Raw genomic sequence first — 13,525 nt, 5'->3', positions numbered from 1 at the left:
TCCCCTCTCCCGAAGGGGGAGGGTTAGGGAGGGGGAACGCTGTCGGCTAAACCGGTTATGGCTCCATCATCGGCGATGCGGGACTTCCCTCACCCCGGCCCTCTCCCGGAGGGCGAGGGAGAGTTCCAAGAGCCGGGTAAGCTGGTGCAGAAAACGCAGCTGGTGTTTGTCATGTATTGCAGAGTTGGGCAGGAGGGAGGCACTGGAAATGGTTGCAGCTGAAAACGCCGGGTGGAAGAAGATTCTGAGTCTGCCGGTCATCGTGGCCGCCCTTGGCTACTTCGTCGATATCTACGACCTGGTCCTCTTCTCGATCGTGAGGGTGCCGAGCCTGAAGTCGCTGGGGCTCCAGGGCCAGGAGCTGATCAACCGCGGGGTCTTCGTCCTCAACATGCAGATGGTGGGGATGCTGGTGGGGGGCATCATCTGGGGGGTGCTCGGCGACCGCAAGGGGCGCCTCAAGATCATGTTCGGCTCCATCCTGCTCTATTCGCTGGCCAACCTCGCCAACGGCATGGTCACCACCCTACCCGCCTACGCTGCCCTCCGTTTCATCGCCGGCATCGGCCTGGCCGGTGAACTGGGAGCGGGGATCACGCTGGTCTCGGAAGTCCTCCACAAGAGCACCCGCGGCTTCGGCACCATGATCGTCGCCTCGGTCGGCGTCTCCGGGGCCATTCTCGCCAACGCCATCGCCGCCCACTTCGAGTGGCGTAACGCCTTTTTCATCGGGGGCGGGCTGGGGCTTGCCCTTCTCATCCTCCGGATCAGCGTGGCGGAGTCCGGCATGTTCCGGGAGATGGAGAGCAGAGAGGTCTCCAAGGGTAATTTCCTCGCCCTCTTCACCGACCGCCGGCGGTTCGGCCGCTACCTCGACTCCATCCTGATCGGCGTTCCCACCTGGTTCGTGGTCGGCATTCTCATCACCTTCTCCCCCGAGTTCGCCAAGGCGCTCAAGGTATCGGGTCCGATATCGGCCGGCAACGCCGTCATGTACTGCTACCTCGGCCTGGTCTTCGGCGATTTCGCCAGCGGGTTGCTGAGCCAGCTCCTCAAGAGCAGGAAGCAGGTGATCCTGATCTTCCTCGCCCTCACCTGCGCAGGCATTTTCTGGTACTTCCTGGCGGCCGGCGTCACCCCCGCCCTCTTCTACGGCATCTGCACCTTCCTGGGTTTCGCCAGCGGCTACTGGGCCATCTTCGTAACGGTGGCGGCGGAGCAGTTCGGCACCAACCTGCGCGCCACGGTGGCAACCACGGTCCCCAACTTCGTACGCGGCATGGTGGTTCCCATCACGCTCCTTTTCCAGTGGGCCCGTGGGCTGCTGGGGCTGGAAGGAGGTGCGGTGGCAGTCGGCACCCTCTGCATGCTGGTCGCCTTCATCTCGCTTTACCGGCTGGAAGAGACCTTCCACAAGGATTTGGATTACTTCGAGGAGTACATCTAAGCGGATCAGGATTTCGCGGATCACGGCAAGTCAACTGCGGACCACGGATGTCGCGGATGGTGCGGATTTTCACGGAAAGAATTAGTTTAGATGTTAAATCTGTGTGTATTTGCCGTTGATCCGCGTAAATCCGCTGCATCCGCGTCATCCGTGGGCTAAGCTTTTGACCTTGCTTGAAATCCGCGGGCGGTGTCGGCGAAGCCCAGTTCCCTCACCCCTTCCCCTCTCCCGGGGGGCGAGGGGTGTGGTCGGGCCCTTCATCGAAGAACTGGGGAAAGAGCTTCCTTGTGCATTCGGGGCAGAGTCCGTGGCTGAACTCGGCCTCCGAGTGCTCGCTGATGTACTTCTCCAGCAGGGTCCACGATCCCTCCAGGCTCCGGATCTTCTTGCACGACGCGCAGATCGGCAAAAATCCCCGCAGCACCCTCACCTCCTGAAAGGCCTTCTCCCGCTCCACCAGTGCTTTCTCCCTCTTCTTTTCCAACGCCCTTCTCTGCATTCCCAGGTAGCAGGTAACCCAGATGGAAGTAAGCGCCAGCAACCGGTTGACAACCGCCTTCCACATCTCGTCGATCGGTTCTTTGTGCAGGAGGGGGCCGATGGTGAACAAGGAGCTGACGATGGCCACGAAGAGGATGAATCTCTTCTCCTCTGACCTAAGCGACAACAGCACCACCGCGCTGTACAGGACGGCCATCGCCACACCCAGCGGGATCTTCAGGTCCACTGCCAGGATGGCAACCATGGCGAAGGCACAGGTCAGATAGAGGGAGATTCCTTGCTGATGATCTGCGGGACTTCTGCCTGACGGGTTCACCGTCGTGTGAATGGTCTGGTAAAGCCTTTTTGGTGACATGACTGCTGAGGAGGCCGCTGTGTTAGCCGGCCACGCCGGAAACGACCCTACAATAGCTTAGCGAGCCTCACCCTGCGAAGTCAACTATCTCCTTGACGGGAGATGATGCAGGATTACCGGGAACAAGGCGAACAGCGCGAGAAGCGCCAAGGCCAGCACGATCTTCCACGAGAAGAGGTCGGCCGGCGCGTTGACGTGACGAAACTGGTAGCCGACGAAGGCATGGATGATGGAACCCGGGATGATCCCGACCGAGGTGGTCCAGACGAAGGTCCTGAGCGAAATGCCGGCAATACCGGCGCAGTAGTTGATGACGCAAAAGGGGGCTATGGGGACCAGGCGCAGCACCAGCAGATAGCTGGAACTATGGCGGGAAAGTTCTTCGTTGAACTTCCTGAGCGGCTCGCGGAAGCGCTGCTGGAACCAGTGCCCAAAAAGGAAGCGGCCGGTGACGAAGGCAAGCACCGCCCCCACCGTCGCCCCTATGTTGATATAGGCGACGGTGGGCCAGGTCCCGAACAGCATCCCTCCAGCGATGGAAAGGGGGAGCGCCCCCGGCAGGAAGAGGGCCGTGGCGAAAAAGAGCCCGATAAAAGCGGCCACCGCCTCTACGTAGTGGGCATCGACGAACGCAAGGAGCTGCGCCCTGTGCTCACCGATATGGTGGACGTCGAAGATGTCGTCGTGTAGGAAGTAGGCCGCGGTGCCGGCAGCCGACATCAAGAGCAGGACGACTATCACCTTCACCAACTTTCTCTTCATGGAGTGGCACCTCTGCCGCTGCAGCTATCCCCTGCCTCCCGGCCCGCTGCTCAATTGACATCCCCCCTGCCATAGGTACCCTTACTAAATTACTCACCGCCATACTTGGTCCAGTGCAACGATAATACATGCGACAGACATGTCAAAAACCTTCTCCATCATGACCTACAACGTCCACAGCTGCATCGGCACCGACGGCCAACTCTCCCCTTTGCGGATTGCGGAGGTGATCGACCACTACAACCCCGACGTGGTCGCTCTTCAGGAGCTGGATGCCGGGCTGGAGCGGACGCAGCGGATCGATCAGGCCCACCTGATCGCCCAGACGCTGGAGATGTCCTTTCACTTCCACTCCTCCATCCAGGTGCAGGAGGGTGGCTACGGCAACGCCATCCTCAGCCGCTCCCCCGTGCGCCTGATCAAGGCGGGGGCGGTGCCTGCCGAGCCGGTCCATCCCAATTACGAGCGCCGCGGCGCCATCTGGGCCGAGGTGGAACTGGCCGGGAGCAGGATCCAGATCATCGCCACCCACTTCGGGCTCAACAAACGGGAGCGGGTCTGCCAGGCGCAGGCCCTTACCGGCCCGGAATGGCTGACCCATTCCGAATGCCGCCCTCCCGCCATCCTGTGCGGCGACTTCAACGCGCTACCGGTCTCCTTCGCCTATCGCGTCCTCGCCGGCAGCATCGATGATGTCCAGCGCAGGCTGAAAGGGAGACGCCCCAAGGGTACCTTCCCGGTCCAGTTCCCGTTCATGCGGATCGATCACCTTTTTGTCACCCCGGATATCAAGGTGAAAAGCATCAGCGTACCCAAAACCGCGCTCACCAGGCTCGCCTCCGACCACCTGCCGCTGGTGGCCACCCTGGAACTGCCATGACCATACTGGTGCCGGGTGCCAACTGCATGGGGATCTACGAGGCGACGGAGACCGGTGTGCTGGTCGATGCCGCCGACTACTACCGCGCCTTCCACCAAGCCGCCTCACAGGCCCGGCACTACATCCTGTTGGCCGGCTGGCAGTTCGATTCCGACGTCCGATTGTTGCGGGGAGCGGACAATCCAGAGGGAACCGGCGAGGTCCGCTTCATCAGGTTCCTGGAGGAGTTGTGCGAGAAGACCCCGGAGCTGGAGATCTACCTGCTGGCCTGGGACTTCAGCGCCTTCTTCGCCCTGGAGAGGGAATGGTTCCAGGACCTTATCTTCAACTGGTCTTCCCACGAGCGAATCCACTTCCGCTTTGACAACGTCCATGCCGCCGGCGCCACCCACCACCAGAAGTTCGCCATCATTGACGGCCAGGTCGCCTTCGTGGGTGGAATGGACATCTGCTCGTCGCGCTGGGACGACCGCGCTCACCTGGAGACCAACCCCGACCGGATCGACGTGAACGGCTCGCCGTACGGCTCCTATCATGACATCCAGAGCTATCAGACCGGCCCGGTGGTCAAGGTACTGCTCGATATCTTCGTGGAGCGCTGGATCGATTCCGGCGCGCCGGGATTGACGCTCCCCACCGCCGACCTGCCGATCTCGCTCGACCTAAGCAACGCCTTTCCCATGCCGGTCAGCCGGGTGGCGGTGAGCCGGACCCGGGCAGTCGTTCCGAAGACCGACCGCAGAGAGGTTTTCGAGATAAGGCGGCTTTTCATCGACGCCATCATGGCGGCGGACAAGCTCATCTACCTGGAGAACCAGTATTTCAGCTCGCAGGCCATCTACTGGTCGCTCATCTCGAGGATGGCCCTCCCCAACCGTCCACGCCTGCAGATCGTGATGATGCTGCCGGACCGGCTACCGCCCAGCGAAGAGGTCTTCCTGGGGCTTCCCCAGGTCAAGATGGTTCGCTCGCTGCAGCAGGTGGCGGAAAAGACCGGGCATGTCTTCAGCGTCTACTCATCCACCGCCCTGATCGACGACGGTACCCGCAAGATGACCTTCATCCACTCCAAGCTGCTGCTGGTCGACGACCGCTTCCTGACGGTGGGCTCCGCCAACGCCACCAACCGCAGCATGGGGCTGGACACCGAGCTCAACGTGAGCTGGGAAGCTGATGACTCGCAGCCGGAGCTGGTCAACGCTATCCGCACCCTGCGCTGCTCGCTGCTGGCCGAGCATGCGGGACTGCTGGGGAGCTCGGAGGAGGATCGTTTCGAGACAGTGGACGATCTCACCACCCGCTTGGACACCCTGGCCGACGACCATCGCGCGCGCCTCTGCAGGTATACCGCCGATCCGGCGCTGGTTAACAGCGACTGGCCGGAGACGCTGGAACCGGTGGGCAAGATCGTGGACCCCGATCACCCGGTCGACAGCGAGTTCGTGTTCGAGATACTCTCCAAGTACGAGACAGCAGTCTTCGCGAAGGGGATACTGAAACTCAGTAAGCTGATCATCGGAATTTGAGAGGAGCTAACTCACTACAAAAGGTCTGGTCACCTTCAATGGGGAGGCAGGGTGAGGATGGGGCTGCTGTCAGGATCACTGTCAGTGACAACCCTAAGCCATGGTATAATAAACTAAACTCTACAGAGGGGGAGGACACGGCTATGGATGAAGACAGGAGGAATCCAATCACGGAACCTGGTGACAGATCATGTGACATAAAAGCGTGGTGCCCGTCTTGCGAAAAAGGAGAATACATCACCCAAGGGGACAAATACTTGTGCAGTGCCTGCGGGAAGATCGCCGACCTCGACCATGAAATTCATCACGAACACTTCCCTCACCTCTCCGGCGACAAAGACAACCTGTACTGAGATCGCCCCTCACCCCGGGTGAGACCTCTAAGGCCTGCATGGCAGCCGGTTCCTGGTGGAGCATCAGGAACGGAAGCTTGGCGGGCCTTTCTTTCATTCTAGTCATAGCCCAACTGTCGAAGGAGCTTTTGAAAGTCGGCGCTGTTGAGGGAAACCGGCGGGAAGTAGATGCCGGCAAGCTCCCGATGCCACCAGAGGCCGGTCCTTTGCCGCTCCTCCGGGGTGGTGAACCGATAACGGTAATGGAGGGCCCGCACCAGCCGGGGAGGCGCCGTGGGGAAGGGATTTCCCTTCAGCAGCCCAAGGGTCGGCTGGTCCCCTTGCAGCAGTCGCTCCAGGAGGTGGATGAACCACGGGTCGTAGTAGAGTGATGGCATGGCCGCGAACCACATAAGCCAGTCGATCCGCAGATGATACGGCGCGATCTGCGGCGGCATCTTGGCAGGATCACCCGGCTTCCCCTTGAACTCGTACTCTTTCCATTTGGTGCCGGCGGTCGGCACCGCATCCTCGGTCCCCTCGATCACGATCTCGAAGCGCTCCCTGGTGATGCTGCCGAAGGCTCCGTAGGTGTTCACCAACTGCAGCGGCGAGTAGCTGGTGTTCATTATCTGCCGGCTGGAGATCAGGTTGAGGACCGGCTTTATGCTGAGGATGATGACCAGCACCGCCAGAACGTAGATTGCAGCGACATGGATCTGGGGCGGAGAGACCATCTGTGGCAGGGTGATCGGCAGCACCCTGGAGAGTTGCGCGTCGCTGAAGGTGCTGAAACCGAGGATGATGGTGAGTAGGCTAAGCCAGGAGAAGTTGCCGCTCACCATGATGCTCGCCTGGAAAAGGATCATGGTGGCCCCGGCGATGGCCGCCACCGGCTGGGGAGCGAAGCTCAAAAACGGCGCCACCAGCTCGGCCAGGTGGTTGAAGCCGATTCCTGCCTTGTGCACCCACTCGGGAAGCCAGTGGAAGTACCAGCTGAGCGGGTTGGGCATGGGCTGAGTTTCGAAGTGGTAGTTGAGACAGGTGAAGTCCCGCCAGCACGGGTCGCCGCGCAGCTTGATAAGGCCGGCGCCGAACATGACCCTGAACAGGACCCAGCGGAACAGCCAGATCACGATGGCCTGCGGGGGAACGTCGGCGGATCCCAGGAAGATGGCGAGGAAGCCGCTCTCCAACATCATCGATTCCCAGCCGAAGCCGTAGAAGGTCTGGCCGATATTCACGAAGCAAAGGTAGATAACCCACATGAGCGCCCAGACCGCGACCGACACCCATTGGCCGAAGCGCTCGGAAAAGCCGCTCAGCGCCACCACCGCCAGCAGCACTCCGATCCAGCCGAAGATGGCAAAAGCATGGTCGTTGGGGAAAAGGTAGAAGATGCTGGGAGCTTCCCGGAAAGGGGTCTCGCGCATGAACTGCGGCGCAGGCAAAAGCCCCCGCTCGCCGCACAGGGGGCGGAACTGGTTGACTGCCACCAGGAAACCGATCAGGTAGATAAGGGCCAGTCCCCGCTGCAACATCAATCGGGTCAGCCAGTATTCAGGTGCGCTCCCCATGTAGCCACCTCCCTGCCTAATTCCCCCTCTCCTGATTTTAGTACGGGGGAACCTGACGCGGCAAGGAAGCAGCGTCTCTCCCTTGAACCTTTCCAGCTCTCTGGCTCATAATCTGATTGATGCCAGTCCTTTCGCCGTCTCCCACCGACAGGGCCAGATACTGATCAGGTAATAAAGTAGGAACGGAGGTTCCGACGATGCCGCTCCTTTCCCAGCAATTCCTTCCCTGGCTGTTCCCCCGCTTGCTGGGCGTCGTTTACTTCGCCGCCTTCTGGTCGCTGCTGGTGCAAGTGCGTGGTCTGTTCGGCTCCCACGGTATCCTCCCGATCGCAAGCTACCTGGCTGCCATCCGTGAAGGGGTTAGAAAGCCCGACTATCTCGATTTTCCCACCATCTTCTGGCTGAACAGCGGAGACCGGGCGCTGGTGGGAGGGTGCCTCGCCGGGCTGCTCCTCTCCATCCTGCTGATCGCGGGGGCGCCGCCGGTGCCGCTTCTCATCCTGCTCTGGCTCCTGTACCTCTCCTACGTCTCGGTCGGGCAGGAGTTCCTCGCTTACCAGTGGGACACGCTGCTCCTGGAGGTGGGCTTCATGACCATCTTCCTGCCGCTGGCTTCGCCCGCGCCGCCGCTGGTGGTGTTCGCCTACCGCTTTTTCCTGTTCCGGTTCATGATCTCAGCCGGCGCGGTCAAGCTCCTCAGTGGGGACCCGATCTGGCGCAGCCTGACCGCTCTTTGCTACCACTACCAGACCCAGCCCATCCCGAACCGGCCGGCCTGGTATGCCCACCAGATGCCGCTTTCCATCCAGAAGCTGAGCACCCTGCTCACCTTGCTGCTGGAGGTGGGCGCGCCCATACTCGCGCTCGGTCCCGAGCCGGCGCGCCTTGCCTGCCTCGCCCTTATGATCCTCCTGCAGCTTTTGATCGCCGGCACCGGCAACTACGGCTTCTTCAACCTGCTCACCATCGTGATGTGCCTGCCGCTGCTGGACGACGGACTGGCAGGGCGCTTCCTCGACCTGCCGCAGGCACTCCCCTACGAACCGGCCGTCATCGCCGTTAGCGTGGTATTCGGCATCTTCATCATCCTGAACCTCTGCCAGCTGGTCCTGCTCGTGCACCGGGGCCGCTGGCTCATCCGCCCGCTCATGCGCATCTCCCAGTTCATGATCACCAACCATTACGGGCTCTTCGCGGTGATGACCACCGAACGGTACGAGTTCGTCATCGAGGGGAGCCTGGACGGCAACCAGTGGCAGGAGTATGAGTTCCGCTGGAAACCGGGCGACCCGCAGCGCCCGCCTCGCCAGGCGGCCCCCCACATGCCGCGCCTGGACTGGCAGATGTGGTTCGCGGCGCTCGACCCGAATCGGCTGGAGCCATGGCTGAAAAACTTCATCGTCCGCTTGCTGCAGGGCCATCGGGAGGTCACCTCACTCCTCGCGGTAAATCCTTTCCCCGACACCCCGCCCACCTACATCAGGGTCACCGTCTACCGCTACAACTTCTCCGACTATCATCAGCGGCGCAGAGAAAGTATCTGGTGGAGCAGAACACTCATTGGCAGGTTCCAACCGATGAAGTTACAGATTCACAAACAGCCAGCATAAGGATTTGGCTTGAGCAGCAAAGCTAAGGTGCTGTAAAATAAACACTAGAACTGAACTTAGTTGTGTACGTGTATTCTTTTTTTGTCTGTGGGAAGGAAGCTGCAGGCACAGAATGGTTTTAGTTCATTCATCCGGTATAATACTTGTTGTTCTCGATGATATCCTCACTAGAGCCGTCTAACAGAAATAGGAACTGAAGCCCATCCATGAAAGTCACAGACCAGACATTGTTGGAGCAGATGAAGATCGGCGATGACGAGATCAAGCGGCGTAGGGAACTGGTTCGGCTGGATGAGGAGGAAGCGGCCCTACTCTCCAGTTGTAAACCGTTCATTGAGGAAGAGATAGACAACATCGTCGAGGAGTTCTACCGGGTGCAGATGGCCGACGAGGAGGTGGCCAAGTTGATCGGCGACCCTGACACCCTGCAGAGGTTGCATGGCACTCAGCGTCAATACGTGCTCGACCTCTTCAATGGGGTGACCGGCGTCGATTATGTCACCAATCGGCTCCGTATAGGCCTGGTGCACAAGCGGATCGGAGTGGAGCCCAAGCTTTACCTGGCTGCGGTGAATGTGCTCAAGGAGATACTGTTTAAGACGCTGGAGCGGAGGCTGCCAGAGGGAGAAGCGGTGGCCAAGACCTGCCGGGCGCTGGACCGGCTGCTGTACTTCGACGTCACCCTGGTCTTCGATACCTACACCCTCAGCCTTCTGAGCGAGGTCCAGACAGCACGGGACCGGCTGGAAGTGTACGCGAGCAGCCTGGAGCTGCAGGTTTCCGAGCGCACCCGGCAGCTGGAGCAGAAGGTCCACGAGCTGGAGTCGGCGCTAGCCCTGGTGAAGAAGCTGGAAGGGGTCATCCCAATCTGCGGGATTTGCAAGAAGATCCGGGATGACAAGGAAAGCTGGCAGCAGTTGGAGCAGTACATCTCGGAGCATTCGCAGGCGCTTTTCAGCCACGGGCTCTGCCCCGACTGCTATGAACGGGAAATGCTGGAACTGAAGGCGCTTCGGGAGACGAAACTCAACAACAAGTAAAAGTTGTCTAAAAAGAGTCGGAGAATCGTTGGAGAGATGGGAACCGTTCGTGCTGAGCCTGTCGAAGTGCGAAACCCAACTTCGTCCGGCTATTTGAGCCGTATTTGTTTCACGCACCCTTCGACAGGCTCAGGGCGAACAGCTTCTCCTTCTGTAGGCCTAGTCCCCAGTCCCTAGCCCCCTAGTCCTAGCCTACCTCGGCACCGCCGGGCCTTCACCCGGCCCCACCGACTCCACCCGCGGCTGCACGTTGGAGAAGAGAAGTTGCGCCATCGACATGACGTCGTCCGCGGTGACCGTTGCCACCGCTTTCAGCGACTCCGCGATCGGCTCCGGGGCTCCCAGCATGGAGGTGGTGTTGGAGATGCGACGCACCTGCGTTTCGCAATCGTCCAGCGCCATCAACCGGCTGCTGCGGATCTGCTCCTTCGCTGCCTCCAGTACCTCATCGGTCACCCTTTCGTGGCAAAACCGCATCACCTCAGCATGACAGACATCCACCGCTTCCTGGGCACGCTCTGAACTGGTGCCGCAATGGATGAGCAAGCCGGCCGAATCGCTGTAGGAAGACAACATCGAATAGACGGTGTAGGCAAGGCTGCGGCGCTCCCGTACCTCCCTGAACAGCCTGGAATTCATGCCGCTGCCCAGAATCTGGTTGAAGACCGCCAGCTTGTGCCGGTGCTCGTTGCCGGCGGGGGGAAGCGGGTAGCCCATGTAGATCAAGGCCTGCTCCATCGGACGTTGGTAGTGGGCGCTTTCCGCTACACCGGGGAGCCAGCCGGGTGCGGCCTTTTTCACCGCCGGTTGCCCGGTGGGCAGGGTCCGCAGCAGCTTGTCCACCTGGTCGGCGATCCGGTCGTGCTCGACATTGCCTGCCACCGAGACGATGGTGGCGTCGGCCAGGTAGTTGGCGTATTTGTGTTCCAACAGGCGGTCACGGGGGATGGCACTGATGCTTTCCGTGGTGCCCAGGATCGGTGATCCGAGCGGGTGGTTGCGCCAGAAGCCTTGGTGGAACTGGTTGTAGATGAAGCGCCCAGGGGTGTCGGAGTTCATCGAGATCTCCTGCAACACCACCCCGCGCTCCTTTTCGACCTCCTCGCCGGGAAAGGACGAGTTGAGGTACATGTCGGCCAGTATTTCGAAGGTGGGCGGGATGACCGAGGCGAGCGAGATGGCGTAGAAGAAGACCTCTTCCTGGCTGGTGAAGGCGTTGGCACGGGCGCCGATCCGGTTGAAATCGTCCATGATGCCGTCGGCGGTCCTGCTCGGCGTCCCCTTGAAGAGAAGATGCTCGATGAAATGGGAGGCGCCGCCGCAATCGGACTCCTCATTGCGGGTGCTGCTGTCGATCCGGATCCCGATCGCCGCGCTCTGCATGTTGGGTGTTCTCTGCGTGACGACGCGAATGCCATTGGAGATGGTGGACATTTCGACTTCGGGCAAGGTATGGGTTGGTGACATCAGTTCTCCTGGCAACTGTAGTAGTCCAAGCGACTCACATTATAGCAACTTTCCCGAAACAAATCAGCTTCAGCCATCTCCTGCGCTTATGCCACAAGCAACTCTGGTTGACTGCAACCAGCTTGGTCGGGTGTCAGGATACCAGGTACTTTGTTAGCTTCAGTGAGTGTGACGCGACCATCTGAGATTTGACGTGAGGCAGGTGATTCAACAGCAAGAGGTTCTTAAACTCTCCCTCCCCTTCAAGGGGAGGGCCGGGGTGAGGATGGGGTGCAGAGTGAGCCCAATGAACGGCCAGAAGCAATCCCCCTGTCCCCCCTTTGTCAAGGGGGGAACATTATAGCGGGAGACAACCTCCACTCGGCTATCTATTTGAAGTCGGCGTACTTGGAGATCACGTAGTTGCGATCCTTGGCGTCCTTCTCGTGGCAGCCGAAGCAGTCGCGGGCCGGGTCGAGGCCGGAGGGCTTCCCTTCCGGGGTGAAACCGGCAAACTGCCAGCCGCCGGTCGCCTGCTGTTTCTTATCCCTCTTCATCACTACGATCATGGTCTTCTTGCCCGGGACCTGCTTGCCCCCTTCCTGCTTGATCGAGTAATTGACGGCAACGAAGGTGGCCCCTTCAGGATAGCTTCCGCCCGACTGGTAGGCTTTCATTGCCTTCTTGTCGACGTAGATGTAATGGATCCCGTAGAACATCGACTTCTTGTCAGGCTCCACCCTGGCCTTGCTTTTTTCCCACTTCTCGTACCCCTTGGGAAGAGCGACTTTATCGGCGGCCGTAGCGGCTCCGGCAACGCCGAGGAGAGCCCCAAAGGCAAAAAGAACAGCCAGCTTTTTCATGATGATTCCTCCTTGTCAGTCTCGTATTCCCGCATCAAGCTCCGACGCGGCACATCGAAAAAAATACCACAGCGAATGTGGCATTGATAGGACTTTTTAGTTATATCAAGATAATCTTCAGGGTGGTTAGCTGCCCGGCGCCCTCTGGTACAAGATCGCCCCGACCCTTCGAATGTGCTCCAGCACCTCGGAATCGTTGATCTTGTGCAGCAAAGAGAGATCTATCTTGTAAGGTAGCAACAGGTCGTCCAACTCCGTCTCGATCTTCATCAGCTCAGACAAGGTGACGGACTGGCCTTTGATGGTGAGATCGATATCGGAACCTAACCGGTAGTTACCTTTGGCGCGCGACCCATAGATGATCACCTGGTCGACCAGCGGATGGCCGGCAAAGACGGCATTAATCTTGTTGATGGTAGCGCAGCTGAGCCCGAACTTTCCGTCAGCCACCATTTTTCAGCTCCTGCATGGTGGAACAGAGCCCCTCCAGAAGCAGAAAGTACGAATCCAGGATCTTCTCCGATATCTCGTCAGCCACCTCCTGGTTGTAGGTGTGAGAAGTCATGTTCCGGCTCTTGATCATCTCCATCCATTCCTCACCGGCGGTGATCAGGCCACGCTGAAACGCTTCACGGGTTGCATCTCTGGACCCCATGATAGAGACATTACCCTGGTACTCGAAGAAGTCCTTCAACACATTCCAAGCCAGTTCGTGAGTGAACTCGAAAGCCTTGATGAGCCCTTGCTGTTCGATCTCCGACAGCGCTCTCTGTCTGCTCAGTTCCACACCTTTTCGAAGTTGAGCAAGTGCCTTCTCAAAGTGCGCTAACCGTTGCTGCCAACGTATGTCCTGGGATTCCATGGTGCCTCCAGCAGTACCAATGGCTTGCGAAGCATCTCTTTAGTGACCGCTCCCTGCGGAGGCGGCCGTCGACCACGGATAGTCCCGCAGGTGCTCGGCGAGCTCCTCCTTGTGGTAACGGTTGACCTTCTTCAGCAGCAGCACCAGCGACATCACCACCGGTAGCGTGAATATGAAGAGGCCGGTCTGCGCCATCAGCTTCTCCCCGATGTAGAGGGTGACCGAGAGGTTGAAGGCGACCACGCACAGGTAGAGGAAGGGAGCGTACAGGCAGCGAAAGGGAGCGGCTGCCACCCCCGCGGGTCTCGCCTCGCCGCGGCCGGC

At 59.8% G+C, this 13,525-nt stretch carries 12 protein-coding genes and 1 pseudogene; 5 read left to right on the top strand and 8 right to left on the bottom strand.

The genetic code is table 11. The features are described from left to right. Window positions 1-208: 208 nt before the first annotated feature. Window positions 209-1,447, top strand: a complete 1,239-nt coding sequence (locus tag VJ604_RS08320; protein WP_324081492.1) for an MFS transporter — start codon at window positions 209-211, stop codon at window positions 1,445-1,447. Window positions 1,448-1,658: 211 nt separating this feature from the next. Here the strand turns inward: VJ604_RS08320 and VJ604_RS08315 are convergent, their stop codons facing one another. Together VJ604_RS08315 and VJ604_RS08310 are read right to left on the bottom strand one after the other, a co-directional pair. After that, window positions 1,659-2,303, bottom strand: coding sequence for a hypothetical protein (locus VJ604_RS08315; RefSeq protein WP_324081490.1), 645 nt, complete (start codon window positions 2,301-2,303; stop codon window positions 1,659-1,661). An 84-nt stretch (window positions 2,304-2,387) separates the two neighbouring features. Next, window positions 2,388-3,065, bottom strand: a complete 678-nt coding sequence (locus tag VJ604_RS08310; protein WP_324081488.1) for a TVP38/TMEM64 family protein — start codon at window positions 3,063-3,065, stop codon at window positions 2,388-2,390. A gap of 139 nt (window positions 3,066-3,204) precedes the next feature. Here VJ604_RS08310 and VJ604_RS08305 point away from each other — a divergent pair, with 139 nt between their 5' ends. Next, window positions 3,205-3,945: an endonuclease/exonuclease/phosphatase family protein gene (locus tag VJ604_RS08305; RefSeq protein WP_324081487.1), complete on the top strand. Its 741-nt coding sequence runs from the start codon at window positions 3,205-3,207 to the stop codon at window positions 3,943-3,945. Continuing rightward, window positions 3,942-5,471, top strand: a complete 1,530-nt coding sequence (locus tag VJ604_RS08300; protein ID WP_324081485.1) for a phospholipase D-like domain-containing protein — start codon at window positions 3,942-3,944, stop codon at window positions 5,469-5,471. The genes VJ604_RS08305 and VJ604_RS08300 overlap by 4 nt, the downstream gene beginning before the upstream one ends. Before the next feature lie 451 nt (window positions 5,472-5,922). On the opposite strand, the gene VJ604_RS08295 is transcribed toward VJ604_RS08300, so the two are convergent. Then, the gene (locus VJ604_RS08295) at window positions 5,923-7,380 is read right to left on the bottom strand and encodes a lipase maturation factor family protein (protein ID WP_324081482.1); all 1,458 of its coding nucleotides are present in this window, start codon (window positions 7,378-7,380) and stop codon (window positions 5,923-5,925) included. 197 nt (window positions 7,381-7,577) lie between these two features. On the opposite strand from VJ604_RS08295, the gene VJ604_RS08290 reads away from it, so the two are divergent. Both VJ604_RS08290 and VJ604_RS08285 read left to right on the top strand, forming a co-directional pair. Further along, a complete protein-coding gene (locus VJ604_RS08290) occupies window positions 7,578-8,990 on the top strand; it encodes a lipase maturation factor family protein (RefSeq protein WP_324081480.1) in 1,413 nt (470 codons plus the stop codon). A 206-nt stretch (window positions 8,991-9,196) separates the two neighbouring features. Beyond that, window positions 9,197-10,030, top strand: coding sequence for a protoglobin domain-containing protein (locus VJ604_RS08285; protein WP_324081479.1), 834 nt, complete (start codon window positions 9,197-9,199; stop codon window positions 10,028-10,030). Between the two features lie 192 nt (window positions 10,031-10,222). Here VJ604_RS08285 and VJ604_RS08280 read toward each other — a convergent pair whose 3' ends face one another. The 5 genes and pseudogenes from VJ604_RS08280 to VJ604_RS08260 form a co-directional block, all read right to left on the bottom strand. Further along, entirely contained in the window at window positions 10,223-11,497 is a 1,275-nt protein-coding gene (locus VJ604_RS08280; RefSeq protein ID WP_324081477.1) for a M16 family metallopeptidase, read from the bottom strand. Between the two features lie 368 nt (window positions 11,498-11,865). Next, window positions 11,866-12,339: a cytochrome P460 family protein gene (locus VJ604_RS08275; RefSeq protein ID WP_324081475.1), complete on the bottom strand. Its 474-nt coding sequence runs from the start codon at window positions 12,337-12,339 to the stop codon at window positions 11,866-11,868. A gap of 126 nt (window positions 12,340-12,465) precedes the next feature. Further along, a complete protein-coding gene (locus tag VJ604_RS08270; protein WP_324081474.1) occupies window positions 12,466-12,792 on the bottom strand; it encodes a nucleotidyltransferase domain-containing protein in 327 nt (108 codons plus the stop codon). Continuing rightward, window positions 12,782-13,201 carry a nucleotidyltransferase substrate binding protein gene (locus tag VJ604_RS08265; RefSeq protein WP_324081472.1) on the bottom strand — a complete coding sequence of 140 codons (420 nt, stop codon included), beginning with the start codon at window positions 13,199-13,201 and terminating at the stop codon, window positions 12,782-12,784. Before VJ604_RS08265 ends, VJ604_RS08270 begins: the two co-directional genes overlap by 11 nt. 39 nt (window positions 13,202-13,240) lie before the next feature. Then, window positions 13,241-13,525: pseudogene (locus VJ604_RS08260) on the bottom strand (carotenoid biosynthesis protein); the annotation flags it as partial.

Origin of the sequence: Geomonas sp., from assembly GCF_035254065.1 — a bacterium.
GTDB lineage: Bacteria > Desulfobacterota > Desulfuromonadia > Geobacterales > Geobacteraceae > Geomonas.
The sequence above is the reverse complement of the archived record's forward strand: the minus strand, read 5'-3'. Positions and strand labels throughout refer to the sequence as shown.